The 25537-nt window shown below is 63.8% G+C and carries 23 protein-coding genes and 1 pseudogene; 9 read left to right on the top strand and 15 right to left on the bottom strand.

Features of this window, described 5'->3' with window-relative positions; genetic code table 11:
- Window position 1: 1 nt before the first annotated feature.
- The 3 genes from ACX5I4_RS19230 to ACX5I4_RS19220 form a co-directional block, all read right to left on the bottom strand.
- The gene (locus ACX5I4_RS19230; RefSeq protein ID WP_461838069.1) at window positions 2-1291 is read right to left on the bottom strand and encodes a phage tail sheath family protein; all 1290 of its coding nucleotides are present in this window, start codon (window positions 1289-1291) and stop codon (window positions 2-4) included.
- A gap of 13 nt (window positions 1292-1304) precedes the next feature.
- A complete protein-coding gene (locus tag ACX5I4_RS19225; protein ID WP_461838068.1) occupies window positions 1305-2000 on the bottom strand; it encodes a hypothetical protein in 696 nt (231 codons plus the stop codon).
- Between the two features lie 91 nt (window positions 2001-2091).
- Window positions 2092-3027 (bottom strand): NAD-dependent epimerase/dehydratase family protein, encoded by a 936-nt coding sequence (locus tag ACX5I4_RS19220; RefSeq protein ID WP_461838067.1) that lies wholly within the window; start codon window positions 3025-3027, stop codon window positions 2092-2094.
- A gap of 135 nt (window positions 3028-3162) precedes the next feature.
- Here ACX5I4_RS19220 and ACX5I4_RS19215 point away from each other — a divergent pair, with 135 nt between their 5' ends.
- The 7 genes and pseudogenes from ACX5I4_RS19215 (at window position 3163) to ACX5I4_RS19185 (ending at window position 10095) form a co-directional block, all read left to right on the top strand.
- A complete protein-coding gene (locus ACX5I4_RS19215) occupies window positions 3163-3888 on the top strand; it encodes a TetR/AcrR family transcriptional regulator (protein WP_461838066.1) in 726 nt (241 codons plus the stop codon).
- A 22-nt stretch (window positions 3889-3910) separates the two neighbouring features.
- Window positions 3911-4731, top strand: a pseudogene (locus ACX5I4_RS19210) (oxygenase MpaB family protein).
- Window positions 4724-5581 (top strand): DUF817 domain-containing protein, encoded by an 858-nt coding sequence (locus ACX5I4_RS19205; RefSeq protein WP_461838065.1) that lies wholly within the window; start codon window positions 4724-4726, stop codon window positions 5579-5581. The pseudogene ACX5I4_RS19210 and the gene ACX5I4_RS19205 overlap by 8 nt, the downstream one beginning before the upstream one ends.
- A gap of 235 nt (window positions 5582-5816) precedes the next feature.
- Entirely contained in the window at window positions 5817-7682 is a 1866-nt protein-coding gene (gene dnaK, locus ACX5I4_RS19200) for a molecular chaperone DnaK (RefSeq protein ID WP_461838064.1), read from the top strand.
- A 2-nt stretch (window positions 7683-7684) separates the two neighbouring features.
- Entirely contained in the window at window positions 7685-8347 is a 663-nt protein-coding gene (locus ACX5I4_RS19195) for a nucleotide exchange factor GrpE (RefSeq protein WP_461838063.1), read from the top strand.
- A gap of 327 nt (window positions 8348-8674) precedes the next feature.
- Complete coding sequence (locus ACX5I4_RS19190) at window positions 8675-9643, top strand: DnaJ C-terminal domain-containing protein (RefSeq protein WP_461838062.1); 969 nt, start codon at window positions 8675-8677, stop codon at window positions 9641-9643.
- Between the two features lie 29 nt (window positions 9644-9672).
- On the top strand, window positions 9673-10095 hold the full coding sequence (locus ACX5I4_RS19185) for a heat shock protein transcriptional repressor HspR (protein WP_184739619.1): 423 nt from the start codon (window positions 9673-9675) through the stop codon (window positions 10093-10095).
- Window positions 10096-10278: 183 nt separating this feature from the next.
- Here the strand turns inward: ACX5I4_RS19185 and ACX5I4_RS19180 are convergent, their stop codons facing one another.
- From ACX5I4_RS19180 to ACX5I4_RS19155, 6 genes are read right to left on the bottom strand one after another with little or no spacing between them, the layout of a single operon-like run.
- Window positions 10279-10578: a maltokinase N-terminal cap-like domain-containing protein gene (locus ACX5I4_RS19180; protein ID WP_461838061.1), complete on the bottom strand. Its 300-nt coding sequence runs from the start codon at window positions 10576-10578 to the stop codon at window positions 10279-10281.
- Window positions 10547-12937: a bifunctional salicylyl-CoA 5-hydroxylase/oxidoreductase gene (locus tag ACX5I4_RS19175; protein ID WP_461838060.1), complete on the bottom strand. Its 2391-nt coding sequence runs from the start codon at window positions 12935-12937 to the stop codon at window positions 10547-10549. The genes ACX5I4_RS19180 and ACX5I4_RS19175 overlap by 32 nt, the downstream gene beginning before the upstream one ends.
- A gap of 14 nt (window positions 12938-12951) precedes the next feature.
- Window positions 12952-14610: an AMP-binding protein gene (locus tag ACX5I4_RS19170; protein ID WP_461838059.1), complete on the bottom strand. Its 1659-nt coding sequence runs from the start codon at window positions 14608-14610 to the stop codon at window positions 12952-12954.
- A gap of 41 nt (window positions 14611-14651) precedes the next feature.
- Window positions 14652-15542, bottom strand: coding sequence for an acyl-CoA thioesterase (locus tag ACX5I4_RS19165; protein ID WP_461838772.1), 891 nt, complete (start codon window positions 15540-15542; stop codon window positions 14652-14654).
- Between the two features lie 5 nt (window positions 15543-15547).
- A complete protein-coding gene (locus ACX5I4_RS19160; RefSeq protein WP_461838058.1) occupies window positions 15548-16030 on the bottom strand; it encodes a cupin domain-containing protein in 483 nt (160 codons plus the stop codon).
- Between the two features lie 5 nt (window positions 16031-16035).
- Window positions 16036-16920 (bottom strand): fumarylacetoacetate hydrolase family protein, encoded by an 885-nt coding sequence (locus tag ACX5I4_RS19155; RefSeq protein WP_461838057.1) that lies wholly within the window; start codon window positions 16918-16920, stop codon window positions 16036-16038.
- A gap of 155 nt (window positions 16921-17075) precedes the next feature.
- On the opposite strand from ACX5I4_RS19155, the gene ACX5I4_RS19150 reads away from it, so the two are divergent.
- Both ACX5I4_RS19150 and ACX5I4_RS19145 read left to right on the top strand, forming a co-directional pair.
- Window positions 17076-17474, top strand: a complete 399-nt coding sequence (locus tag ACX5I4_RS19150) for a RidA family protein (protein WP_236813204.1) — start codon at window positions 17076-17078, stop codon at window positions 17472-17474.
- Between the two features lie 48 nt (window positions 17475-17522).
- On the top strand, window positions 17523-18953 hold the full coding sequence (locus ACX5I4_RS19145) for an amino acid permease (protein ID WP_461838056.1): 1431 nt from the start codon (window positions 17523-17525) through the stop codon (window positions 18951-18953).
- A gap of 89 nt (window positions 18954-19042) precedes the next feature.
- On the opposite strand, the gene ACX5I4_RS19140 is transcribed toward ACX5I4_RS19145, so the two are convergent.
- The 6 genes from ACX5I4_RS19140 to ACX5I4_RS19115 all read right to left on the bottom strand — a co-directional run bounded on the left by ACX5I4_RS19140 (window position 19043) and on the right by ACX5I4_RS19115 (window position 25469).
- Window positions 19043-19918, bottom strand: coding sequence for a PaaX family transcriptional regulator (locus ACX5I4_RS19140; protein ID WP_461838055.1), 876 nt, complete (start codon window positions 19916-19918; stop codon window positions 19043-19045).
- A 183-nt stretch (window positions 19919-20101) separates the two neighbouring features.
- Window positions 20102-20794 carry a GntR family transcriptional regulator gene (locus ACX5I4_RS19135; protein ID WP_461838054.1) on the bottom strand — a complete coding sequence of 231 codons (693 nt, stop codon included), beginning with the start codon at window positions 20792-20794 and terminating at the stop codon, window positions 20102-20104.
- Complete coding sequence (locus ACX5I4_RS19130) at window positions 20791-21588, bottom strand: amino acid ABC transporter ATP-binding protein (protein WP_461838053.1); 798 nt, start codon at window positions 21586-21588, stop codon at window positions 20791-20793. The genes ACX5I4_RS19135 and ACX5I4_RS19130 overlap by 4 nt, the downstream gene beginning before the upstream one ends.
- Entirely contained in the window at window positions 21585-22559 is a 975-nt protein-coding gene (locus ACX5I4_RS19125; RefSeq protein WP_461838052.1) for an amino acid ABC transporter permease, read from the bottom strand. The genes ACX5I4_RS19130 and ACX5I4_RS19125 overlap by 4 nt, the downstream gene beginning before the upstream one ends.
- A gap of 113 nt (window positions 22560-22672) precedes the next feature.
- Window positions 22673-23593, bottom strand: a complete 921-nt coding sequence (locus tag ACX5I4_RS19120) for an ABC transporter substrate-binding protein (RefSeq protein ID WP_461838051.1) — start codon at window positions 23591-23593, stop codon at window positions 22673-22675.
- Between the two features lie 166 nt (window positions 23594-23759).
- Window positions 23760-25469, bottom strand: coding sequence for an amidohydrolase family protein (locus ACX5I4_RS19115; protein WP_461838050.1), 1710 nt, complete (start codon window positions 25467-25469; stop codon window positions 23760-23762).
- Window positions 25470-25537: the final 68 nt, after the last annotated feature.

The raw sequence follows: 25537 nt of genomic DNA, 5'->3' as shown, positions 1-25537 counted from the left end.
TTCAGGCTCCTGCGCTCTCTGTCTCGCTGGTGTTGTCGGCCGATTGCATGAGCTTGAAGATCACGAATTCGGCAGGTTTGACGGGTGCGATGCCGATCAGGGTGACAACCTGCCCCGCATCGCGGACTTCGGGCGGGTTGGTTTCTTCGTCGCATTTCACAAAGAAGGCCTGTTGGGGAGTAGTGCCCAACAGCGCCCCGTCCCGCCACACGTTGGTCAGGAATGCGCCGATGTCGCGGCGGATGGACTTCCACAACGTGTGGTCGTTGGGTTCAAAGACCACCCAGCGCGTCCCGTCGGCCACGGATTCCTTGATCATGTTGGTCAGCCTGCGGACGTTGACGTAGCGGTATTCGCTGGCCTCGGGTGCCTTGGTCCGCGCTCCCCAGATGCGGATGCCCTCGCCCGGGAAGTAACGGATGCAGTTCACGCCGGCCGGGTTCAGCACTTCCTGTTCGCCGCGGCTGACCCGCCGGACCAGGTCCAGCGCGCCTTGGATGGGCTCGTTGGCGGGAGCCTTGTGGACGCCGCGCGTCGCGTCGACCCGTGCCCAGACCCCGGCAACATGGCCCGACGGCGGTTGGGTCACCTTCTTGCCGGACACCGGGTCCGTCATGACAATCCACGGGAAGTACAAGGCGGTGTAGCCGCCGGGGGACTGTGGCGCTCCGATCGCGTCCTCGCCCATTGCCCGCTCGGCGTTCGGCTTGGCGGCGCCGGTCTTGGGGTCGTCAGGATTGTCCGCATCGCCGTCGTCGTCCTCTTTCGCGCCGGTGGACTTCGGTGCGTCCGGCACGCCGGAAGTCGCCGCCCGGGTGAGGGCTCCGACGTCGCCCACTTTCTCCGGAGTGTCCATGATCGCCATGCGGTCCTGCCGCAAGGGATGCTCTACGTGGGCCTGCAGCGCCGCGTACGCTTCGGCGTCTGCGTATCCGGGGGCGGCCACCATGGAGATGTCGTCGATCGCTTCGAACAGGGTCACGCCGCTAGGCTTTGCGGCGGTGCCGGTGAGGCTGCCGCCGGTACCGATGTTGACCACGTAGCAGCGGCTGCCGCCGTTGGCGAAGAATCCGAAGACGGCGTTGGACAGGGCTGTGCCCTGCGTGGACTTGCCGACGTATTGGTCCACGAACTGGGTCCAGTTGTCCAGGACCCTTGCTTCATCCGGATACGCCAGGGGGTCCGGGGACACTCCTACGAAGCCGGCAATGCTGGTGCTGACCTGGCCAATCGATCTTGCCCCGCTGGGCACTTCCTGTACATACACTCCCGGCGCCTGGTAATTCGCCATGGTGTGCTCCCTTTCACTCCCACCGGATGATGACCGGCAGGCTGCTCGTGTCTGCTGAGACTTCACGTTCAGTGCCGCGGACTGCCACGACAAAGTGCTGGAGTTCGTCTGCCGAGGCCAGGACCTCGAAATGGCCGGTGGGATCGCTCACGACGGCGGCGGCGGACGAATGCGGGCGGATATAGGCATCTGCAATGCCTTTGTTGTGGACGTCCACCAGCCGGCCGTGGATCCGGCGGGCCACTGTGGTGGTGGCGATGAGGGGTTCAGTGACAGGCGGGCCGAAAGGTTCGTCGAGCCGTATCCCCACGGGAACGCGGATCAGGAAACCGAGGCCTTGGCGGATGCCGGCATCGTATTCGTCGGGCTGGAATTCGCCGCTGGAGACCACTGAGTATTGGGTGTTTTGCTCGATGGCAATCAGGAGCTTTTCCATATTGTCCAGTTGCGTGGGGCCGTGGCATTCCACGGCTACCTTCAGCTCAAGGTCCAGCAGGGGGCCTTCCCTCCTGGAGCGGCCCACTCTGTTCATGGCGACGGCGTGGACGGTGACAGGTGCATCTGTGGATTGACCCGTAGGCGGTTCGGAGCCGTCATCGAAGCGGACACGCTCTGGCGAAATGGCGTCAGAAAGTACCCCGAGGAGCTCGGTCAACGATGATCTCACAACACCCACGGTGACACCCCAGTCCACAAAGTGGTCCAGCACAGCCGACGTGCTCTACGTTACTCCCGCAGTGGCCTGCGAGTCACTGGTACCTCAGGAATAACTCCATTCGATGGTTCACGGCACAAGGGACTCAGCGGGCGGCCACCGATTCCTCATCCCGCCACCAGGCCACGGTTGCCGCCATCGCGTCCGCAAGCGGCGTCGGCTCAAGTCCGAGCTTGGCCTGGCTCGCCTTGGACTCCATGACGAACGGCCGCTCGAACTGGTACAGCATTTCGGCAAGTTCGCGCATGTCCATCGAAAACAGGCCCAGGGTCCGGAGCAACCAACCCGGGACCACGCTCAGCTTCGGTTCCGGAACACCGGCCGAGCGTGCGAAGTTTCCCGCGATTTCCCGCATTGTCATGGCCGGGCCCGTTGGGGCGTGCAGCACTGAGTTCCAGAGTTCGGGCTTTTGTGCAGCGGCAATCATGGCCGCGGCAAGATCCGGAACGTAGGTGAAGGCGTGGGGCTGATCGGCGCTTCCGAGCACCTGGACCGTCTTGCCTTTGAGCACCAAGGGGACCATGCGCTCGCCGGCATGGGCCATGCGGGCCCTCGGGCCGAAGAAATCGCCCGCGACCACGCTGACCGTGTTGGCTGGGTGTGCTTGCCGTTCCTTCAGGAGGGTGGTGCGGATCCCGCGCTTTCCGCCGGCAGCCTCACGCGGGCTGCCCTCCGTGATGGTCTTGTCCGGCTCGCTGTACGAGTAGAGGCTTTCCGGGAAGACGACGACGGCGCCTGCGGCCGCTGCGGCGTCCATCACCACTTTCTCTGCTCCAGGAAGCTCGGCCGCCCAAGCTTTGGCCCGGTAGGCAGAGCCGTGGATGCAGTGAAAGACGGCCGTGGCGCCGTCGAAGGCTTGCGTCAACTTGGCCGGGTCCGAGACGTCCACGCGGAGCTTCTCGATCAACGGGTGGTCCGGGCCGCTGCCGGAGCGAGTCAGGACGCGAACCTGCTCTCCATGCTCCGCGAGTTGCTCGGCAATGGTCCATCCGACGGGGCCTGCTCCAGTGACGACGTACATGGTGGTGCTCGCTTTCTGATGGGAATGGATTCGAGAGCGGTGCTCTCTGAATCCAGAATGCGCCCATCCGAACTGCCTGTCAAGAGCACTGCTCACATTTGTTGTCAGTGCTCTCATTTGTGGCATGCTGGATGCATGAACCCCGCTCCCGCCGCAGCAGCCAAGCAATCGACGCCCCGCGAGCGCGCCCGGGCCCGGACCGTGGCGGACATCATCCGGTTGGGCCGTCAGCACCTTGCGCTGCATGGGGCTGCGGGTCTGTCTTTGCGGGCAGTGGCCCGGGATCTTGGAGTGGTGTCCTCCGCCGTGTACCGGTATGTCGAGAGTCGCGACGAACTGCTGACCCTTCTGCTGATCGACGCCTACGGTGAGCTGGGCGACGAAGTGGATGCCGCCGTCGACGCCCTCCCCGAGGATGACTATCGCGGAAGGTTCCTGGCGCTCGGGCGGGCCGTTCGCCGGTGGGCACTGCGCGAACCCGCAAGTTATGCCCTGCTGTTCGGCAGCCCGGTGCCCGGATACCAGGCACCCGCCGAGCGCACCACCGAACCCGGAACACGCGTGATCTACCGGATGGTGGGAATCTTCGACGCCGCCCACCGCGCAGGTGCCCTCGCCGCCGACGTGGCGCCCGCCGTCGTGGTTCCTCCTGCCCTTGCAACCGACCTCAAGGCCATCCGGGCCGAACTGGGCCTGGCGGTTCCCGAACCGGCGCTGGCCCGGGGTGTGCTGGTGTGGACCTCGGTCTTCGGCGCCGTCAGCTTCGAGGTGTTCGGCCAATACGGGGCGGATACCTTCGCCGCGCGCGACGAACTGTTTGAACACCAGCTCGAGGTCTTGCTGGGGATCGTGGGTTTGTAGCTGCCGACGGTAGAGTGTCTAGATGGCGCGGGGACTTGCTGACATTGGAGCGGAGGGCGTTTTGCTCGCCGGTGCAGGCCGCGCCATCCTGATGCAGATCGCCAATCCCGCGGTCGGCCATGGCGTCGCCGAGCACAGCAATTTCGCAGAACGGCCGCTGGACCGGCTCCGCGCCACCATGACGTACGTCTATGCCGTGGTCTATGGCACCGAGGAGCAATTGGCTGCGGTGCGCCGTGCCGTGAACCGTGCCCACGCACCCGTTCAGCGGGCGGCGGACGATTCCACCCCGGGGTACAACGCCTTCGACGCGCAATCCCAGTTGTGGGTGGTTGCGACCCTCTATGACACCGCCGTCACTGTCTACGAAAAAGTCCATGGACCGCTCGACGACGACGCCGCCGATCGTATCTATCGCGAGTACGCGCAGATTGGGACAGCCCTGCAGCTTCCCCTGAACTCTGGCCCGCGGACCGCGCGGCCTTCGCACGCTATTGGAATGATTCCTTGCGGAGCCTGGAACCGGACGCGGCGGCTTTGCGGGTTGCCCGCGAACTCCTCTATCCCGCGAGCGGGCCGCTCTTGTTGCGCCTGACCATGCCGTTGGCGCGATTGCTCACGGCTGGCCTGCTGCCCCAGCAGCTTCGTGAGGGTTTCGGACTGCCATGGAATGCGCGTCATCGGCGCGGTTTTGACGGAACCATGCGTCTCTTGGCCGTGGCCTATCCCAGGCTGCCGGAAAAGGTCAGGCATTGGCCAATGAACTACTATCTTGGCCAACTTGCGCCGGCCGAGAATCGCCCGGGCCAAGCGAGGGCCGGCCAGCAGCACTCCGATGCGTGAACTCACCGCGGTAGAGGAACTTATCGACGGGAGTGCAAGCCGCTTCCTGGGCCCCGCCCCTGTCCGGGGCCTTCGGACCAAGCTCACTGAGTTCACGGTGTTCGGCCTCAAGCAAGCATGGGCATGCATCTTTGGGGCTTCGCTCCTCGCCGTCATCTTCGGGGCACACCTTTGGTACCCAGCCGACGCGGGCCTGGCGCGGAACGATTTCCTGACGATCGCCGCCGTCGTCATCCAGATACTGATGGTCGCCACGAAACTTGAAACTCTGCGCGAGCTCAGGGTGATCGTGCTCTTCCACCTGGTGGGGACGGTCATGGAGCTGTTCAAGACCGACGTCGGCTCGTGGTCTTATGAGGCTGAAGGCGTTCTCCGGGTCGGCGCTGTTCCGCTCTTCAGTGGCTTCATGTACGCCGCGGTCGGCTCGTACATGGTGCGCGTCTACCGGGTTTTTGACCTGCGCTTCTCCAGGTACCCGAGGCGTTGGATCACGGCGATCCTGGCCGCCGCTATCTACGTGAACTTCTTTTCGCATCACTACGTCGTTGATGCACGCTGGGTCCTGCTGGCCGCCGTCGTCGTGATCTTTGGCCCGTGCGTCATGCACTTCCGGGTGTTTCGGAAGCGGTTCCGGATGCCATTGGTCCTGGCATTCTTCCTGGTGGCGCTCTTCATCTGGTTTGCCGAGAACATCGCCACGTGGTCACACGCCTGGCTGTATCCGAGCCAGTTGGATGGCTGGCACTTGGTGTCCCCGGACAAGCTTGTCTCGTGGTTCCTCCTGATGATCATCTCCGTGGTGCTGGTGGCATGGGTCTACAAGCCGACGCCGCCTGATGAGGTGGACTAGTTCTCCCACGGCGAAATCGGCCTGAGATCACTGTGTTTCCGGGGTTCTCTGGTCGCTCAAAAGCAGAGTTGAGCGTAGTCGACTCAACTTTGGATTGACTTTGAGTGACGCCTGAGTACAGTTGAGTGCAGAACGCTCAACTAGCCGAATGTTGAGTGCTCCCCGCATCCAAACCCTCCACGGGCAGAGGAATCGGGTGAAATCTCGATCGTCGGCCATTGAAAGGAAGCAACATATGTCACGCGCTGTAGGTATCGACCTCGGAACCACTAACTCCGTCGTCTCTGTTCTCGAAGGTGGCGAGCCCACCGTCATTGCCAACGCCGAGGGTGGCCGCACCACGCCGTCGGTCGTTGCATTCTCCAAGTCCGGTGAAGTCCTGGTTGGCGAAATCGCCAAGCGCCAGGCCGTCAACAACATCGACCGGACCATCGCCTCCGTCAAGCGCCACATGGGCACTGACTGGAGCGTTGCCATTGACGACAAGAAGTACACACCGCAGGAAATCTCCGCGCGTATCCTCATGAAGTTGAAGAACGACGCCGAGTCCTACCTCGGCGAAAAGGTCACCGACGCTGTCATCACCGTCCCGGCCTACTTCAACGACGCTGAGCGCCAGGCCACCAAGGAAGCCGGCGAAATCGCTGGCCTCAACGTCCTGCGCATCGTCAACGAGCCCACCGCGGCCGCACTAGCCTACGGCCTGGACAAGGGCAAGGAAGACGAGCTCATCCTGGTCTTCGACCTCGGCGGCGGAACGTTCGACGTCTCCCTGCTGGAAGTCGGCAAGGACGAAGACGGCTTCTCCACCATCCAGGTCCGCGCAACTGCCGGCGACAACCGCCTCGGCGGCGACGACTGGGACCAGCGCGTTGTTGACTACCTGCTGAACCAGCTCAAGGTCAAGGGCATCGACCTCTCCAAGGACAAGATCGCGCTGCAGCGTCTGCGCGAAGCCGCTGAGCAGGCCAAGAAGGAATTGTCCTCCTCCACCAGCACCAACGTTTCCCTCCAGTACCTCTCCGTCACCCCCGACGGCCCGGTCCACCTGGACGAGCAGCTGACCCGCGCCAAGTTCCAGGACCTCACCAAGGACCTGCTGGAGCGCACCAAGAAGCCGTTCCACGACGTCATCACCGAGACCGGCATCAAGCTCTCCGACATCGACCACATCGTTCTGGTGGGCGGCTCCACCCGTATGCCCGCCGTCTACGACCTCGTCAAGGAACTCGCCGGCGGCAAGGAGCCCAACAAGGGCGTCAACCCGGACGAAGTTGTTGCCGTTGGCGCAGCCCTCCAGGCCGGCGTGCTGAAGGGCGAGCGCAAGGACGTTCTCCTGATCGACGTCACCCCGCTGTCCCTCGGTATCGAAACCAAGGGTGGCGTCATGACGCACCTGATCGAGCGCAACACGGCCATCCCCACCAAGCGTTCCGAGACCTTCACCACCGCTGACGACAACCAGCCGTCCGTGGCCATCCAGGTCTTCCAGGGCGAGCGTGAATTCACCCGCGACAACAAGCCGCTGGGCACGTTCGAACTGACCGGCATCGCTCCGGCACCGCGTGGCGTCCCCCAGGTCGAGGTCACCTTCGACATCGACGCCAACGGCATCGTCCACGTCTCCGCCAAGGACAAGGGCACCGGCAAGGAGCAGTCGATGACCATCACCGGCGGCACTGCGCTGTCCAAGGAAGACATCGACCGCATGGTCCGTGAAGCCGAGGAACACGCAGCCGAGGACAAGGCCCGCCGCGAAGCCACCGACACCCGTAACACCGCCGAGCAGCTGGCCTACTCCGTGGACAAGCTCATCGCCGAAAACGACGACAAGCTGCCTGAAGAGGTCAAGACCGAGGTCAAGGCCGACGTCGACGCCCTCAAGAAGGCCCTCGAAGGCACCGACGACGCAGCAGTGAAGACCGCTTTCGAGAAGCTGCAGCACTCGCAGTCGAAGCTCGGCGAAGCGATCTACTCGCACGCTGGTTCCCCGGACGGTGCAAGCAGCGCTGCCGGTGCTGAGGGCGCTCACGCCGATGCCAAGGCTGCCGACGAGGACATCGTCGACGCCGAGATCATCGACGAAGACGAGAAGAAGTAACCATGCCCCACCACGGCAACGAAGCAGAGCACTCACCTTCCAACAACGAGGGTAATGAGCAGCACAAGCCGGTCATCCGGGACAACCGCAAGGTTGACCCGGAGACCGGGGCTGCCCGCCACCCGCAAGGATCGGGAGCTGATTCCACGTCCGCTTCCGCCGAGGGCGACGCCCTGTCCCAGGCTGAGGAAATCCTCAACGGCGTCGAGGTTCCGGCTGGAGAGTCGGTAGCCCCCGGTGCCGCGGCGGAAGCAGAGGCTGCGGAACTCCGCAACGACCTCCTGCGCCTGCAGGCCGAGTACGTCAACTACCGCAAGCGCGTGGAACGCGACCGCGCCGTCGCAGGGGAAATGGCCGTCATCGGCGTCCTGAACTCCCTGCTGCCGGTGCTCGACGACGTCGACGCCGCCCGCCAGCACGGCGACCTCGTGGACGGCCCGTTCGCCGCGATCGCCGCCAAGCTGGAGAACGCGCTGAAAACGTACGGCCTGGAACGCATCGCGGAAACCGGAGTCGACTTCGACCCCACGATCCACGAAGCCCTTATCCAGCAGCCGGGCGAGGACATCGAAGTGGACACGGTCAGCCAAGTGCTGCGCTCCGGCTACCGCTCCGGCGACCGGGTACTGCGCGCAGCCCAAGTGATCGTGGCTGTGCCGGCCTGAGGTTCGTGCCCTAGTTGTACTCACTGCGCCTTCGCGGATGAGGGGGCCCCGCCCCTACGCGTGGCGGCTAGGTCCTGCGGACCCAAGCCGCCACGCTCCGGCAGGCCCGATGCCACTCCCGGGCCCCCTCATCCGCTACGGCTCAAGCGGTTTTCTCGCCTAAGGTGAGTTGACCACAAGCTCGCAGCGATACATGGGCCCCGGGAGTGGCATCGGGCCTATCGGAGCCGGGTGGCTGAGGATCGAAGATCCTTGGCCACCCGGCGGAGGGGCGGGGGCCCATGTATCGCGGAGAGCTCGGCAAGAACAGAACGAAAGGAAACGCCCTTGGCCAGCCAGGACTGGGTTGAGAAGGATTTTTACGCCATCCTTGGTGTCGCCAAGGACGCCTCTGACGCTGACATCAAGAAGGCGTACCGCAAGCTTGCGCGGAAGTACCACCCGGATACCAATTCCGGGGATGCTGCTGCCGAGAAGAAGTTCAAGGACATCTCGGAGGCCTATTCGGTGCTCTCGGATGCCGAGGAGCGTCAGCAGTACGATGCCATTCGGGCCATGGGCGGGGCACGCTTCGCTCCGGGCGCAGCGGGACGGGGTGGGCCGGCCAACGGCGGCTTCGAGGACCTGTTCGGTGGACTTTTCGGCGGCGGCGCACGCCAGCCCGCCGGTGCGGGCGGGATCCCTCCCGAGTTCGCCGACCTGTTCGGCGGCGGTTTCGGTGGCGGACAGACCGGTTTCCAGCGCGCTCCGCAGAAGGGCAGCGACCGCACGGCGTCCACCTCGATTTCCTTTGCCGGCTCGATCCACGGCACCACGGTGAGCCTGCGCGAAAGCAACGGCAACGTCATCGAAGTCAAGATTCCCGCGGGCATCAGGGACGGCCAGAAGGTCCGTCAGCGCGGCAAGGGCAATCCAGGTGCCGCCGGCAACGGGGACCTCATCATCACGGTGAACGTCAAGCCCCACGATTTCTTTGTCCGCGACGGCGACAACATCCGCATCCACGTGCCGGTCACCTTCGCGGAGGCCGCTTTGGGTTCCAACATCCACGTGCCAACGCTCGATGGCGACAGTGTCACCGTCCGCGTCCCGGCCGGCACGCCTTCCGGGCGCACCCTCCGGGTCAAAGGCCGTGGCGTCAAGACGACGAAGGGCACCGGCGATCTGCTGGTGACAATCGACGTCGCAGTCCCGCAGAACCTCAACAAAGAGGCTGAGGAGGCCGTCAAGGCATTCGCCGCGGCAACTGCCGACGCCGATCCCCGCCACGACTTGGCCGCCAAGGCCCGCTTGTAGCGGCAGCAACACACAGGAGGGACGTAGTCATGGGCATCGACATCAACCAGCCGATCTTCGTCATCTCCGTCGCGGCCGAACTGGCTGACATGCACCCGCAGACGCTGCGCCAGTACGACCGCCTCGGCATAGTGTCGCCGAGCCGTGCACCGGGCAAGTCCCGGCGCTACTCCCAACGGGATATCGACCGCCTGCGTGAAGTCCAGCGACTCTCCCACGAAGGCGTATCCCTCGAGGGCATCAAGCGCATCCTCGATCTCGAAAACCAAGTGGCCGCGCTGCAATACCGCGTGGCCGAGCTGAGCGAGGAATTGCAGCGGCGGCGGGGCCCTGTGGAGGCCCGAGTCTTCGCGGCAGGAGCAGCGGGCGACGTCGTCAGCCTGGCCCGCGGGCAGCGCCCCCGGGCGCGGTCCCAGGCAGTTGTGGTGTGGCGGCCGCGTCCGGGGGAGTAGCCCTCTAGGCCTGTGACAGGGACGCCAGCAGCACCGGGCTGCTTTGATCGGCCCAAGTACCCCGCAATGCCGCAGAATCATCCGCGCCCTGTGTCCCAGGATCCAGGACACGGTTCACCAGCAGTGTGAGTTCACCGGCGTCGATGCTGGTGATGGTGTCCTGGGTGATCGGGGCCGCTGGGCTCAGTGCGGGGACTTCGCTTCCCGCTGTCCAGTGAGCATGGCGGTGGCCAGTTCAACGACGTAGACGGGATCGGCGCAGGCGTCGTACACCCACCGCTTTCCCAGGACGGAATGCGCCATGGTGCCGAGAAGCGAGTCCTCGGCACCCGCCAATTCAGAACCCCGGTAGCTCAAGGGAACCTGATAGACGTTGCCGCCGTGGGAGACCAGGTGGGTCTCGAGGCCCACTTCGCCGTCCGGATCATCGAAGCGATACGCGCCGAGCAGCTCAGTTGGCCAGTGCGGGCGCGGGGACTGCACTCGGGGTCCAGCGCAGGTGCGTGTTGTCGGCGTCGGACGCGGGCTCTTTCAAGAGCGAAAGCCGGGGCCGCACGGCATCCGTGCGGGAGCTCGGCGGTTTGCGTCGGCCCGCCCGGAACTGCGGCACCCATTGGGCTCCCGGGCCCTGGTATTCCTGCTCGGCTGCTGCGTGGAGCGTCCACTGGGGGTCGAACAGATGCGTGCGGCCCAGGGCGACGAGATCCGCACGGCCCGCGAGCAGGATGGAGTTCACGTCGTCGTAGCTGGAGATGGCACCGACAGCGATGACGGCGGCGCCCGCCGGCGCGGCAACTTCCTGCCGGATGCGGTCGGCGAAAGGCGTCTGGTAGCTGCGGCCGAAAGCCGGTTGTTCTTCCTTGGCGACTTGGCCGGTAGAGACGTCAATGCCCGCGGCGCCGTGGGCCACGAATGCCCGCGCGATGTCGAGCGAGTCATCCGAGGTGTTGCCGCCTTCGATCCAGTCGGTCGCGGAGATGCGTACCGTCACGGGCTTGCCGGCAGGCCACGCCGCGCGGACGGCGTCGAACACTTCCAGGGGGAACCGCAGGCGGTTCTCCAGGCTGCCACCGTACTCGTCGCTCCGACGGTTGGACACCGGCGAGAGGAAAGAGGAAAGCAGGTAGCCGTGGGCGGCATGGAGCTCCAGGAGGTCGAAACCTGCTTCATCCGCCCGACGGGCGGCATCCACGAACTGCGCCGTGATGGCGGCCATGCCTGCATGGTCGAGTTCCGCAGGCGTCTGGTTGCCGGGACCGTAAGGCACGGCGGACGGTCCGACGACGTCCCAGTTGCCGGACGCGAGCGGCTCGTCAATGCCTTCCCACATCAGCCGCGTGGAGCCTTTGCGGCCGGAGTGCCCAAGTTGCGCGCCGATCTTCGCCGTCGAGTTGGCATGGACGAAGTCCACGATTTCCTTCCAGTTGTCCCGCTGGCCGTCCGTGTACAGGCCGGTGCAGCCGGGGGTGATACGCCCGCTCTCGGAAACACACACCATTTCGGTCATGACCAGTCCGGCGCCGCCAAGTGCCTTCGAGCCGAGGTGGACCTTGTGGAAGTCGCCCGGGATCCCGTCGACCGCGGAGTACATGTCCATGGGGGAGACCACGATGCGGTTCTTCAGTTCCAGTCCGCCGATCCGGAACGGCTGGAACATGGCCGGGGCGGTCTCTGCCAGTCCTTGGGACTGGGCAAAGTTGCGGTCCACGGCGTCGGCGAATTCCGGGTCGCGCAGGCGCAGGTTCTCCTGGGTGATGCGGCGGCTCCGCGTGAGGAGGTTGAAAGCGAACTGCGTCGGGTCCTGCTCCTTGTATTGGGCGATCCGCTCGAACCATTCCAGGGAAGCCTGGGCGGCACGCTGGGTGGAGGCCACCACCGGACGCCGCTCGGCTTCATAGGCGGACAACGCAGATTCCACATCCGGGTGCTCGTGCAGGCACGCTGCGAGTGCCAGGGAGTCCTCCATGGCCAGCTTGGTTCCGGAGCCGATGGAGAAATGTGCAGTGTGCGCCGCATCGCCGAGCAACACCACGTTTCCATGGCGCCACTTTTGATTGCGCACAGTGGTGAAGTTGAGCCACTTGGAATTGTTGGACAGGACCTCGAAGCCATCGAGTTCCTCGGCGAAGATGGAACGGATCTTGGTGATCGCCTTCTCGTCTGACACGCCCGGCGGGAAGACGTCGGCCGCGGTCTCGTCGAACCCGGCAGCGCGCCACACGTCCTCGTGCATTTCGACAATGAACGTGGAACCTTCGTCGGAGTAAGGGTAGCCATGGATCTGCATGACTCCCCATTCGGTCTCCTTGACGAAGAACTTGAAGGCTTCGAAAACCTGGTCCGTGCCCAGCCACATGAACCTGTTGGGCCGCAGGTCCAGGCTTGGAACGAAGGAGTCCGCGTATTTGGCACGGATCTGGGAGTTGATGCCGTCTGCTGCGAGGACCAGGTCATAGCTGGCCTCCAGTTCCTCAACCGGCGGCGCGACGGTCTGGAAACGCAGGTCGACGCCGAGCTCGGCGCACCGGCGCTGAAGCAGTTCCAGCAGTTCCTTGCGGCTCATGGCCGCAAAGCCCTGGCCGCCCACCGTCACCGTTTCGCCGCCGAAGTGGATGTCGATGTCGGACCAGCGGGCGAAGCGCCGGCCCATGTACTCGGCCACGACGGCGTCGGCGTTGCCAATGCCGCCGAGCGTCTCATCGGAAAATACGACGCCGAAACCGAAAGTGTCGCTGGCGGCGTTGCGTTCCCAGAGGGTGATCTTGTGGGACGGGTCGAGTTGCTTCATCAGTGCCGCGAAGTACAGGCCACCCGGGCCGCCTCCTACGATTGCGATTTTCATGCTTTTGCTCCTTCTCAGGCCTGGCCCAGGCCCGCGCCGGCAAACTGTTCGGGGTGGTTGTTGATGCAGTCGCGCAGCTTGAAATGCTGCAGCTTGCCGCTGGGGTTGCGGGGAAGTTCGTCGACGAACCGGATGTCCCGCGGGTACTTGTACGGGGCGATCGTCCGTTTGACGAAGTCCTGAATTTCCTCGCGCTTCGCGTCGTCGCCCTTGACGCCTTCGCGCAGGACAATGAACGCGCAGACAACGCTGCCGCGTGCCTCGTCGGGCCGGCCGATGACGGCGTTCTCCACCACATCCGGATGCAGGTCGATGGCCGTTTCCACCTCAGGCGCGCCGATGTTGTAGCCGGAGGAGACGATCATATTGTCCGAGCGGGCTTGGTAGGTGAAATACCCGTCCTCGTCTTTGGTGAAGGTGTCGCCGGTGACGTTCCAGCCGTTGACCACATAGTTCGATTGCCGCGGGTCATCCAAGTAGCGGCATCCGGTAGGACCGATGACGGCGAGCCGGCCAAGCTGCCCGGGTCCCAGTTCCAGCCCCTCGTCGTCGAGGATGGCTGCCCTGTACCCGGGAACGGCTCGGCCGGTGGTGCCGGGCCGGATGTCGTCCCCGGCAGCGGAGATGAACACGTGCAAGAGCTCGGTGGCTCCGATGCCGTTGACGAGCCGCAGGCCTGTGGCCTCCCGGACGGCCTCCCACGTTTCCTTGGGCAAATGCTCGCCGGCGGAAACGGCGATGCGCAGTCCGCGGAGCAGGTCCCCGCGCTTTTCCTTGAGGATGGCGCGGTATGCGGTGGGTGCGGTGAAGAGGATGGTGGCGCCGGCGGCGGCAGCACTCTCGGCAAGTTCCACGGGGGTGGCCCGTTCGGTCAACAAGGAGGATGCGCCGAACCGCAGCGGGAAGACCACCAGCCCGCCGAGGCCGAAAGTGAAGGCGAGGGGCGGTGAACCAGCGAACACGTCGTCGGCCGTTGGTTGCAGAATGTGGCGCGCGAAAGTGTCGGCGTTCGCGAGAATGTCCCGGTGGAAGTGCATGGTGATCTTGGGCGTGCCCGTGGTACCCGACGTCGGGCCGAGCAGCGCGACGTCGTCGGCCGAGGTGGGCACGGCGGTGAACTCGCCGCTCTTGGCGGCGGCGCGGGACGTGAGGTCGCCGGCGTCGTCGGATCCGTAGGAAAGGACAACGGTGTCCTCTCCTGCGGCCGCGAGCAGTTCGTCCATGAACCGGTGGTCGGAGATGGCTACGCTCGGACGCGTGAGGCTGATGAGCGTTCCGACCTCGCTGGAACGCAGCATCGGCATGGTGGTGACAACGACGGCTCCGGCTTTGAGCACGCCAAGCCAGGCCGCGACAATCCAGGGATTGTTCGGCCCGCGAAGCATGACGCGGTTTCCGGGCACCACTCCGAAGTCCTCAGTGAGGACCTGCGCGACTTGGTTGGCGCGCTGCTGCAGTTCACCGTAAGTCCAGACCGCGCCGTCGGCGGTTCGCAGGGCGGCCCGCTCTGAACCATGCTTTGCGACGGCGTCGTCTATGAGCACAGCTGCGGCGTTGAGTGTGGCCGGGTACTGGAGTTCCGGCAGGGTGAATTCGAGGGTCGGCCAAGTGCCGGCCGGGGGCAGGTGGTCGCGGGTGAAGGTGTCCACGTGGGCTGATCTCAACATTGTCATGGCCACTCCTTTCAGTAGTACGGCGGATAATTCGAACGGGTTCAGGAGCCGGCGCGGATCATGCCTTCTTGGGCCACGGTTGCCAGCAGGCGTCCTTGCCTGTCGAAGAAGCGGCCCGTGGCCAGCCCCCTGTTGCTTTGCCCCGACACGGCCTCCTGGGCGTACAAGACCCAGTCGTCGGCGCGGCCGTTCCGGTGGAACCACATGGAGTGATCCAGGCTGGCCGTGGCGAGTCCGTGGCTGGACCAGTGGAGTCCGTTCACCCGGAGCAGGGGCTCCAGGATGGTGTAGTCGCAGACGTAGGCAAGTGCCGCGCGGTGCAGATCGGCGGTGGCGTGTTCGTTACCGGCGTCGGGCAGTTGCTCGAAGGTTTTCACCCAGATGGCCTGGTGAGGCACGGATTCGCCTTCTACCTGCAGATATACCGGTCCTGGAATGTGCCGCATGTCGAAGCTGCGCTTCGAGGACCAGTACTCGGCGGCGGGGCCTTCGACACCTTGCAGCACCTCGGCGGCACTACGGAGGGATTCGGGTTCGACGGCGGACGGCGCCTCGGGTTGGAACTCCGGGCCGTCTTCGGGCACCTGGAAGGAACCCATCGCCGCGTAGACGGTCTTGCCGTTCTGGTAGCCCCGCACGCTGCGGGTCGAGTATCCACGGCCGTCGCGGAGGCGTTCAACCTCGTAGCGGACCGTGGCCCCGATCTCCACCGGGCGCATGAAGTAACTGTGCATCGAATGCAGCGAGCGGTCGGCGTCGACCGAGCGCATCATCGCTGCCGCGGCCTGGGCCACCATGTCCCCACCGTAGGCTTTGGGCCACGGAACGTACTGCGAGGTGGCTTCGTAGGCCTCGTCGTTGATCCGGGCCGGGACGGCCGTCAGCTCGATGGCCTTGAGGAACGTCTCCGAGGTCAGGATTCCGGTGGACATGTCCATCAGGCCCTGCGGAAGCCGGCGAGGGTCTCGTCGGCAACGTCCTCGAGGTTGACCACCAGGTTCTCCGGGGTGCGCGCGGTCAGCCACACGAGTTCTTCGGTGACGGACATGTTGGCCTCGACATGCGGCATGAACGGCGGGACGAATACCCAGTCGCCGGTCTTCATGTCCAGGAACTCGGAGTAGTTCTCGCCGAAGTAGATGCGTCCGTGGCCGCGGAGCACGTAGCCTCCGGTTTCCGCTTCGCCGTGGTGGTGCGGCAAGGAGCGGTAGCCGGGGACGTTGGAGACCTGCCCGAACCAGATCTTGGTGGCCGGCGTGTGTTGGATGCTGACCCCGGAGACGCGGACGCAATCGCCGGACTGGGCCGTGTTGGTGTCCTCTTCGCCCGCACGGGTGACCACGGGTACCACTGTGCCATCGGCCTGGGCGTAGATGGAGTTGTCGCCCTCGAGGCGGTAGTCGGTAGCGGTTGGGTTCATGATGCTCACTCCTTGGAAGCGCTTGTGGATGTAGTGGTTGTCTCTGACGGGGCGGCTGTGTGGATCCGGATGGTGTTCTCCAGCCTTCCGATGACGTCGATTTCGGTGGTGAGGATGTCTCCGTCGTTCAGGAACCGTGGGGGAGTCATGCCCATGCCCACTCCGCCCGGGGTGCCGGTGAGGACCAGATCCCCTGGGCGCAGGACAGTGAACTGGGAAATGTAGGAGAGCAGTCGCGCAGGCCCAAACACCAGCGTCCCTGTGTTCCCCGACTGCACCAGCTCACCGTTCACATAACCGCGGACCTCGAAATCGCCGTCGATCCCGTCCGGGGTCACCATGACCGGCCCCACGGGGGTGGTTCCGTCGAAGGCCTTGCCTTGGAACCACTGGAGGGTCCGGTTCTGCCAATCGCGCATGGAAACGTCGTTGGCCACCGTGTAACCGGCAATGCCGCGCCGCGCTTCGTCTTCGTCCGCGCGGAACAGCTCGGAGCCGACGACGACGGCCAGCTCGGCTTCCCAGTCGACCTTCGCGCTGCCGTGGACATGGATGGTGTCCGCCGGTCCGGTGAGGGTGTCCGCATATTTCGCGAACAGGGTGGGGTAGGACGGCAGTTCGCGGCCCATCTCCTGGATGTGGTCGCCGTAGTTCAGGCCGCAGCAGATGACCTTCCCTGCCCGTGGCAGCAGGGCTGCGAGCCCGGCCGCAGGCACCGTGACGACGGCGGATTCGGGCGCCGCGGCGGTTGCCTCGACGATTGTGCGCCAATCCGGCGTGGCAAGCAGCGCCCCGACGTCGGTGGCCTGCAGCGGCAAGTAGGCGTCCGCGCCCATGGCGAGCGCCGCCGTCGTGCCCCCGTTGGCTGTCCGTAAGGTGGCCAGCTTCATGCGTGATGTCCCTCCGTATGCTGCCGATTCCTACATTCTTTCTGATGTGTCGACTTTTTTACGATCGTCACATATGCTCAACGTAGCACGGCGGGAATGATCTGCACAGGGGCTTTTTCGAACATGTTGCAGCCGCCATCAAAAGGAGGAACAACATGAGCCACAAGACCGTCAATCCCGGGTCGCTCCCGAAGCCGTCAGGCTTTGCGCACGGAATGCTCGCCGGAAACACCTTGTTCCTCGGTGGGCAAACGGCCCTGGACAAGGACATGAACATCGTTCCCGGCGGGATCGTAGAACAGTTCACCCAGGCGTTTTCCAATGTGCTGACTACCCTGCGCGAGGCCGGCGGATTACCCGAGGACCTGGTCAGTGTGACGATCTACCTCACCGACGTGGACGACTACATGGCCAACGGCCGCGAGATCGGACGGATCTGGCGCGAAATGGCCGGATCCGAGTATCCCGCCATGGCTGGAATCGGCGTCACGCGGCTTTGGCAGAAGGAAGCCCTCATCGAGATCCAAGGCATCGCGGTCATTCCGGAGCGCTAGGCGCTAAGGGCACAACATTCAAGAAAGTTTCGAGCAAAGGAGACAACGATGTCACACAGCTTCGACCTGATTAAGAACCGTGAGCGCGGACTCAAACGCGAGCTCACCAGTCCCCAGCTGACCATGATCGCGCTGGGTGGCGCGATCGGCACCGGACTCTTCCTCGGAAGCAAGTTCGCAATATCCTTCGCCGGGCCAAGCGTCCTGCTGAGTTATGCAATCGGTGGGCTGATCGCCGTGATGCTGATGGGCGCGCTGGCTGAGATGACCGTGGCGCATTCGACCACCGGATCCTTCGGGGCTTTCGCTGAGCACTACATTTCGCCCCTCGCGGGATTCCTGGTGAAGTACCTCTATTGGTCCTGTGTCGTGCTGGCCGTGGGCACTGAGGTCCTTGCCATCGGCGACTACATGAAGCTCTGGTTCCCCGGAGTTCCTCCGCTGGTTTGGATCCTGTTGTTTGCCGGCGTCCTCATTGCCGTCAACATGTTCAACGTCAAGGCTTTCGGCACCCTGGAGTACTGGTTCTCCAGCATCAAGGTGTTCGCTATCCTGGGATTCATCCTGCTCGCCGCCATCCTGGTCTTTGGAAAGAAGGATGCTGGCTACGGCATCCACAACTACACTGCCGAGGGCGGGTTCTTCCCCAACGGGGTGTCCGGCATGTGGGTGGCCGTGATTGTCGCGATCTTCAGCTACCTCTCCGTGGAGATGATCGCCATTGCTGCGGGTGAAGCGAAGGATCCGGGAACGGCGGTCAAGAAGGCATTCAAGGTCACGGTATTCCGTCTCTTCCTCTTCTACATCCTGACCCTGGCGTTGATCCTGGCCATTGCGCCCGTCAGCCAGATCCTTGCCGGAAACAGCCCCTTCGTCACCGTCATGCAGGTCATCGGCATTCCGTTCGCAGACTCGGTCATCAACGTGGTGGTGATCGTCGCTGCTCTTTCAGCGATGAATTCGCAGCTCTACATCTCCACCCGCATGATGTTCAGTTTGTCCCGGGCCGGGCAGGCGCCAGCCGTGTTCGGGCGGCTCCACAAGAACGGATCCCCGGTCAACGCGCTGATCCTCTGCACAGGTGGAATCGCGGTTGCGGCCTGCGTCTACGCGATGAACCCGGAGTCGGGCTTCACTTTCATGATGGCATTGTCGATGTTCGGGGCCATGGCCACGTGGCTCATGATCTTCGTAACCCACTTGGCATTCCGACGCTCAGTGAAGCGTGACGGGACAGCCCTGTCATACAAGCTTCGACCCTACCCGGCGGCGTCCTGGGGCGGAGCCATCCTCATGGTTGCCATCATGGTCACGACGCTCTTCGTCGAGGCCTTCCGGATGACATTGATCTTCGGGGTCCCGTTCGCCATTTGCATCGTCGTCCTCTACTTCATTTTGAAGAGGGGCCGCCAAGGCGACCCTTCGGGAACTGCAGAGTCCGACGTCGAGCGGAACCTGGAGGGGGCAGCGCACTCATAGGGTGTGGGCGCGCACTCCTTGGGCGTGGGGAGGGACCGGCCGCACTGCGGCGGGTCCCTCCCGCGTGCTCCCTGGACTTGCGCTAGGCGCTAGGGCGCCACCAGATCGACGCCGCCGTGGATGAGGTCGTGTGCATGGGCTGCCGCGAGTGGCGCGGCAAGGCGATGAACCGCCTGGAACGTCTCGCGAACCGCCGGGCCGCGCCAGTCCTTCGGGAGGTATTCCATCGGCAGGTTCGGGTCCCGGTACGGGAAGCGGCGCCACAGCGTCAACATGGGAATGTAGAAACGGAAAGCATCCCGGCGCAGCTGGGCCGTCGAGTTGGCCAGAGCGGTCACTGGATCATCTCCTACCAGCCCGGCCCAAAGATCCCCGGCCCCTTCGTAGAGATCCAAGAACTCTGCGAACTGCTCGTCGATGGCCTTCAGATCCCACCATTCGGCCACCTTCGGCCGCATGGGGCCCTCAAACAGGTAATCGCCCCGGAAGAAGTCCACAAACTGGATGAGACTGCGCGAAGCAAGCCGCTCCCGGGCCTGGTCAAGGACTTGTGCCGGCGCAATCCATACCCCTGATGCCACGGACCCAAAACCGAGCCCTGACAGCTCGGAACGCAGTTGGTGCCGGCGGTTCCGCATTGACTCGGGGACGGAGAACACCGCGAGGATCCAGGATTCCAACTTGGGGGATCGATCAGCGGCGAAGATCCTCCGGTCGCCCTCGCGGAAGACGTCCAGAACGGTGTCAGAGAGTTCGTATTTGGCGACGCCGTCCTTGCGGACACTTTTGAGGACACCCTTGGCCTTCAGCCGCGAGACTGAGGATCGGACTCCCGGCGCGTCGTAGCCGAGGTCGCCCAGCATGGAAATCAGTACGGAAACAGGGAGGGCATCGCCTGAACTGCGGCCGTAGAGCCCGTAGATGGTGACGATCAGCTGCTGGTGGCGCACCGGGGGAGTGGGCATGTCCATCACGTTTCAGAGCCCCGATCCCATTCCACAGTTCTGTCGATGCTTGCCTGCATCACTGGCGGCGCTTCGGTGCACTCCACGGTTCCCCCTTCGGCGACGTTGTACTGCTCAGGCCGCGTTCAATTGTATACATCAAGTGACGGCCGTTCGGAACCCGATATGCCGAAGGAGGCGGGATCAGCGTTCCCCGCGGCTCGGCATCCGGCCGTTCACGGCAGATGACGGGCGGCGGAGGGGAAGCTTCCCCTCCAACTGCGAAATGGCGGGTCCGCGGCTGTGCTCGATATGGGCAACCGCCAACGCGGACGCGAGCTCAGCCTGCCCGGCACAGATGGCATCGCACAGCGCGCGGTGTTCCCGGCAGAGTTGCCCGGCATCCTGCTGGACGACGTTTCCGAAGAGCCACCTCATGCGGTTTGCGACCGGGCGGATCACGGTGGTCAGGAGTTCATTGCCGGTCAGGCTGAAAATCTCGTCGTGGATGGCCACGTTGGTTCTGGCCTTGAGGTCATCGTCGTCGCTAGCCACGAGCGCCTCGGCGTCCGCGAGGACCAATAGCAAGCGCTCGGGGCTGGCCCCGGCAGCAACCTGGCGGGCAGCGATGCTCGCTGCCGAAACCTCGATGCTGAGCCGGATATCGAACACTTCATCGACATCTTGAATCGTCATTTGCCTGACGACCGCTCCATGACGCGGACCCGTCGTGGTGAAGCCGTCTGCTTCAAGCTGCAGGAGCGCCTCCCGGACGGGGACCCGTGACACATTCAATTCGGCCGAGAGGTCCCTCTCCCGTAGCCAGGTCCCGGGCGTCAGCTCGCCGCTGATGATCCGGTCCCTTATTTCGGCGTATGCGGAAGCTGTTCGGCTCATCTGACGTGTCGCAGGAAATTGGCGGTGCGTTCGTGGGAAGGACTATCCAGGACGTTTGCCGCCGGGCCGGACTCGATGACCCGGCCTTCGTCCATGAATATCACCCGGTCAGCGACTTCGCGGGCGAACCCGATCTCGTGGGTCACCACAACCATTGTCATGCCTTCCTCAGCAACGCGCTTCATGACCTGAAGGACGTCGCCCACCAGTTCCGGGTCCAAGGCGCTGGTGGGTTCGTCAAAGAGCATAACTTGGGGTTTCATGGCCAGCGACCGGGCGATGGCAACCCGCTGTTGTTGGCCGCCGGAGAGCTGTGCCGGGTAGGACCCTGCTTTGTCTTTCAGGCCCACCTTGTCCAGAGCGTCCAGCCCTTGCTCATTGGCCTCGGCTTTGGACAGCCCAAGCACGCGCCTAGGCCCGTAGCTGACGTTCTCCAGTGCCGTCATGTGCGTGAATAGGTTGAAATGTTGGAAGACCATGCCGATCCGCCGTCGCATCTTGGCCGACTCCCGTTCGGTGTGTTCGAAAAGCTGCCCTTTGTGGATCTTGTAGCCGACGCGGTCTCCACCGACTTCAACGGTCCCGGATTCAACCGCCTCGAGACCGTTGATGCAGCGCAGCAGCGTGCTCTTTCCGGACCCCGAAGGGCCAAGGACGCAAACGATTTCCCCTGATGCGACGGACATGTTCACGCCGCGCAGGATGTGGTTCTTTCCGAGCCACTTGTGGACGTCGTCGATCACCATCAGCGGTGCCTGTGCTGCGCCTCGTGCTTGTGCTGGAGCGAAGGTCATGGCTGGACTGCCTTTCGGGGAAGGTCGGAATGATTCCGCAGCAGGACATTCCGGCGGATGAGTTCCCGCAACGACCGGCGGGCGGCGGCGCCGTCCGGGCTGAACTTTTGTTCCAGGAAGTACTGACCGATGCTGGCAACGCTGACAAGGATGAGGTACCAGGTTGTGGCCACGATGAGCAGCGGCACAATCTTGAAATTCTGGCCGTAGATGAGCTGGGTCTGCGTCAGAAGATCGCTTCCGCCGATCGCGGAAACCAAGGAGCTCGCCTTGAGGAGGCCGATGAACTGGTTTCCCGTCGGTGGAATGATGACCCGGATGGTTTGCGGCAAGACGATCCGCCGCAAAGCTTGTCCGCGCGTCAGGCCGATACTGAGGCCGGCATCGGTCTGTCCCTTGCTGACCGACAAAATGCCGCCACGAATAATTTCTGCCATGTAGCCCGACTCGGCCAGAGACAGTGCACAGAGGCCCGCCGTGAAGCCCGAGATGAGCTGATTGGTGTCGGCTCCAAGGATCTTGGGGAACAGCACCGCCAGGTTGAACCAGATGAGGATCTGGACCAGGAGCGGCACACCCCGGAAAAACCAGACGTAGAGTCGGCCAACAACAGCCGCGAGCCGGTTCCGGCTCTGGCACATGAGGGCCACTCCGAACGCGAGGACCACCGAGATCAACATGCTGAAGACCGAGAGTTCCAGCGTGACGGCGATGCCCTTGAAGATGACCGGATGGAACATGAACTCTCCGACGCTGGACCAGTCCAGGTTCTCATTCGCCGCCTGGGACCAAATGAACAATGCGGCAATCGCCACAATGAGCGTCCCGCTTGCCACCTGCCCGTAGGGCTTCCGGCGCTTGGCCCGGATCCCGGCCACGTGGCCGTCCGGCGTGCATGTTGGATCAAAAACGGGCACGGGAGGGTTTCCGGTGTTATCGGGCGCCGGTGCCTGATGGCTGTCAACGATCATGGCGGGGATCATCCGACGGCGGGAATGTTGTTTTCATGCACATGTGCTGTCCTTCTTTGCGGAACTGGAGCCCGGAGTGCGGTCCGCCGTGGCAGGCCGCACTCCGGCAATGACTAAGACGTTGCGAGATTGACGCCTGGCTTTGGCAGGTCGATGACAGTGACGTCCCACTTCTTGAGGATCGCGTCGTAGCTTCCGTCGGCATGCATTGCCTCGGTCGCCTTCAGGAAGGCATCCCGGAGCTGGGGGCTCTGCTTGTTGAAGATCATGCCGAGGAAGACCTTGGGCTCGAAGTTCACCGGCACTGATTCGAGCTTCCCCTGGGTCTCCCTGTTGATGACGGATACCGCCATGTCCGGCCAGAACATTGCGTCCACGCGCCCCGAAGTCAACGCGAGGTTCTTGTCGCTGCCAGTGGGGAAGGTAACCAGCTCGGGAGCCGTTTTTCCAGCAGCTGTGCAGGCCTTGGCCATGATCCCGACCAGGCGTTCGTCGTCGTTGCCTTTGACCCCGCCGATCTTGATGCCGCAGCCGCCGTCGGGCTCTCCCGTAATTTTCTTCGGGTTGCCTTTGGCCACCATGAAGACCGTGCCCGCAACTTGGTAGTCCACGAAGTCCACCTTTTCTTGGCGGCCCTTGCGGTCGGTCATTCCCGCGATGGAGGCATCGAACTTGCCAGTTTGGACCCCAACCAACAACTGGTCAAAAGGCACCTTCTGGTAGCTGATCTTCAGGCCGAGCTTGGCGGCCATAGCGTCCATAAGGTCGATGTTGAACCCTTTTACTCCGTTTTCACCGATCGGTGTGAAGTTGGCCGGCTCGAAATCAGGCTGGGTTCCGACCGTGATGGTCCCCTTCGCCTTGATGTCTGCCGGCACCAAGGCCGCAAGGGCTGCGCTGGCACTGTCTGTTGTGGGTGATGCGGCCTGACCCTGTCCTCCGCAGGCGGCAGTGCCGGCGAGCGTCGAGCCAAGAACCGCTGCGATCGCGACTTTTCTCCAGAGACTTGGTACCCGGGGAGCAAAGTTCTTCATTGATTTTTCTCCTACTTGTGGTGAACGGGAACAAACATGGGCAAAAAGATGAAAGGGAAGCTCAGCCCGGGCAGCGGAGCTGCGGGCGGCGCCGCACGCGTTCAGCGACAGTGCCGGCACGCGTTCAGCGACAGTGCCGGCACGCGTTCAGCGACAGTGCCGGACGCTAGGAAATGGCAGCCGGGATCAGGTCGCTGCGGGGTTCCTCGACGAAGACGCCGTCGGCGGCCATCTGGTCCCAGATGCGCTCTACTACCTTGCCGGCCTCGCGGACCAGCTTCGCTTCGTCCACCACCACGAGTGCGCCGTTGCGGACCTGCCAATGGCCGTCGGTCATGACGTTCTTGACGGAGAGGCCGTTGGCGTACATCAGGTGATTGAGCGGCTCGCGAGGAACCGTTCCCACACCAACCAGCAGACCGCTGACATCGATGCTCGTCAGGTCAGCTTTCGCACCGGCGGATATGCGGCCGAGGTCCTCACGGCCCAGACCCCGGGCGCCTCCAAGGGTCGCTGATTCCATGGCGGTCCAAATCGACGGACGGACCATGGGTACCGGGGTTGAATCGCCGAGGAAGTCTGCCCTGATCCGGCCATAGATGACCGCCATTTTGACGTTCTCGATGTAGTCGTTCGAGTGTGTGTCCAGTCCGATGCCAGAGTTTACGCCGGCTCCGAGCACTTCCGGCCAAGGCCACTGCGCGGGCGTGACACCCGCGCCGGTGCCCGACGGACAGTTGGCGAAGGTAAAGCTGGGATTGGCAAGCAGCGGAAGGTCCCGTTCAAAGTCGATTCCCAGAAGGTGCGCTCCAAAGACCCGCACCGAGCCATCGAAGAGGCCAAGGCTGTCCAACCAGGGGATCTCGTCCTGGCCCCACAACCGGTTCATGGCCACTTTGTCCGGCTGCGGTGCCCGGCCATAACCTGCCTGCAGGTGGATGTGGAGTCCGTGGAGTTCCTGGGCGGCAGCCTTCATGGCAGCGAACGTTTCCGGGGTGTGCACCGCGTTCGTTGCCGGCGCCATCATCGGCAGGATGCGGCCGTCGTCGACCCCGTTGATAGTCCTGGCGTAGGCGAGGTTTTCCTGGATTTCGGCAAGTGTCTCGGGCACCGAATCGAACAATTTCTTGTCGTCGTCACCGCGTTTCCAGATCGGCAGGATGCGCCTCATTCCTGGCACGGCGCCGGAAGGATAGCCGCGGATACCGAATTGCCGCGCGACGCGAACGTAGGACTGCATGGATCTCAAGCCCTTGGACATTTCAACTTGCGTGGTGCAACCACCTCGGAGAATTTCCGCCAGGTTCAGGGCAGTCATGGTATCGAGGTCCTCGTCGGGAAGATCCTCCAACAGCACCATGGCATTGAGGAATTGCCTGCCCTGGCGCAAGGTGGCCCCTTTGCTCATCGGGGTGAGGTTGCCCTCGACGTACCCGCGGGTGGCGGCGCCGCCCGCCACGTGGCTGTGCATGGAAATCAACCCCGGAACCAGAAGCTGCCCCTGCATGTCGATGCGTTCGTCCGTAGTACCGGACCAAGGGCGGACGGCCTCGATTCGGTCACCGCGCACCACTACCTCGTGATCGCGCAGAAGGACCATTTCGCCGTTCTGATGCGCCAGGACCCAACTTGCGGCCAACACTAACGGGCGGTTTTGATCGCGCTGTCCGTCAGCGCCGAGGCCTCGTTGTTGCGCGCGGACCGAGTCGCTCTCCACCCGCTCCGCGAGGGCTACGGTCTGTCCCTTGGATACGCCCCGGCTGCGGCTGAGGAGCCTCGCGTCTTTCGCCAACGCTTCTTCCGTAACCGCGCCATCATGGCCGCAGGCCGCGCAGCCCAATCCCTCGGGAGCGGCATGTGATTCCAGCTCAACCATTGAGACTCTTCCCTCCTCGTCATGGCACCCCGTCAAGCGGGGCGTCGATTGCGCTCACGGTATACCAA

Source organism: Arthrobacter sp. MMS24-S77 (assembly GCF_054888235.1).
The sequence above is the reverse complement of the archived record's forward strand: the minus strand, read 5'-3'. Positions and strand labels throughout refer to the sequence as shown.

What these genes read in the sequence shown, in the direction of transcription:
- ACX5I4_RS19230 (WP_461838069.1), bottom strand. Translation starts at nt 1,291, where the DNA reads ATGGCGAATTACCAGGCGCCGGGAGTGTATGTACAGGAAGTGCCCAGC.
- ACX5I4_RS19220 (WP_461838067.1), bottom strand. Translation starts at nt 3,027, where the DNA reads ATGTACGTCGTCACTGGAGCAGGCCCCGTCGGATGGACCATTGCCGAG.
- ACX5I4_RS19215 (WP_461838066.1), top strand. Translation starts at nt 3,163, where the DNA reads ATGAACCCCGCTCCCGCCGCAGCAGCCAAGCAATCGACGCCCCGCGAG.
- ACX5I4_RS19205 (WP_461838065.1), top strand. Translation starts at nt 4,724, where the DNA reads ATGCGTGAACTCACCGCGGTAGAGGAACTTATCGACGGGAGTGCAAGC.
- dnaK (WP_461838064.1), top strand. Translation starts at nt 5,817, where the DNA reads ATGTCACGCGCTGTAGGTATCGACCTCGGAACCACTAACTCCGTCGTC.
- ACX5I4_RS19195 (WP_461838063.1), top strand. Translation starts at nt 7,685, where the DNA reads ATGCCCCACCACGGCAACGAAGCAGAGCACTCACCTTCCAACAACGAG.
- ACX5I4_RS19185 (WP_184739619.1), top strand. Translation starts at nt 9,673, where the DNA reads ATGGGCATCGACATCAACCAGCCGATCTTCGTCATCTCCGTCGCGGCC.
- ACX5I4_RS19175 (WP_461838060.1), bottom strand. Translation starts at nt 12,937, where the DNA reads ATGAAAATCGCAATCGTAGGAGGCGGCCCGGGTGGCCTGTACTTCGCG.
- ACX5I4_RS19170 (WP_461838059.1), bottom strand. Translation starts at nt 14,610, where the DNA reads ATGACAATGTTGAGATCAGCCCACGTGGACACCTTCACCCGCGACCAC.
- ACX5I4_RS19165 (WP_461838772.1), bottom strand. Translation starts at nt 15,542, where the DNA reads ATGTCCACCGGAATCCTGACCTCGGAGACGTTCCTCAAGGCCATCGAG.
- ACX5I4_RS19160 (WP_461838058.1), bottom strand. Translation starts at nt 16,030, where the DNA reads ATGAACCCAACCGCTACCGACTACCGCCTCGAGGGCGACAACTCCATC.
- ACX5I4_RS19155 (WP_461838057.1), bottom strand. Translation starts at nt 16,920, where the DNA reads ATGAAGCTGGCCACCTTACGGACAGCCAACGGGGGCACGACGGCGGCG.
- ACX5I4_RS19150 (WP_236813204.1), top strand. Translation starts at nt 17,076, where the DNA reads ATGAGCCACAAGACCGTCAATCCCGGGTCGCTCCCGAAGCCGTCAGGC.
- ACX5I4_RS19145 (WP_461838056.1), top strand. Translation starts at nt 17,523, where the DNA reads ATGTCACACAGCTTCGACCTGATTAAGAACCGTGAGCGCGGACTCAAA.
- ACX5I4_RS19140 (WP_461838055.1), bottom strand. Translation starts at nt 19,918, where the DNA reads ATGCCCACTCCCCCGGTGCGCCACCAGCAGCTGATCGTCACCATCTAC.
- ACX5I4_RS19135 (WP_461838054.1), bottom strand. Translation starts at nt 20,794, where the DNA reads ATGAGCCGAACAGCTTCCGCATACGCCGAAATAAGGGACCGGATCATC.
- ACX5I4_RS19130 (WP_461838053.1), bottom strand. Translation starts at nt 21,588, where the DNA reads ATGACCTTCGCTCCAGCACAAGCACGAGGCGCAGCACAGGCACCGCTG.
- ACX5I4_RS19125 (WP_461838052.1), bottom strand. Translation starts at nt 22,559, where the DNA reads ATGATCGTTGACAGCCATCAGGCACCGGCGCCCGATAACACCGGAAAC.
- ACX5I4_RS19120 (WP_461838051.1), bottom strand. Translation starts at nt 23,593, where the DNA reads ATGAAGAACTTTGCTCCCCGGGTACCAAGTCTCTGGAGAAAAGTCGCG.
- ACX5I4_RS19115 (WP_461838050.1), bottom strand. Translation starts at nt 25,469, where the DNA reads ATGGTTGAGCTGGAATCACATGCCGCTCCCGAGGGATTGGGCTGCGCG.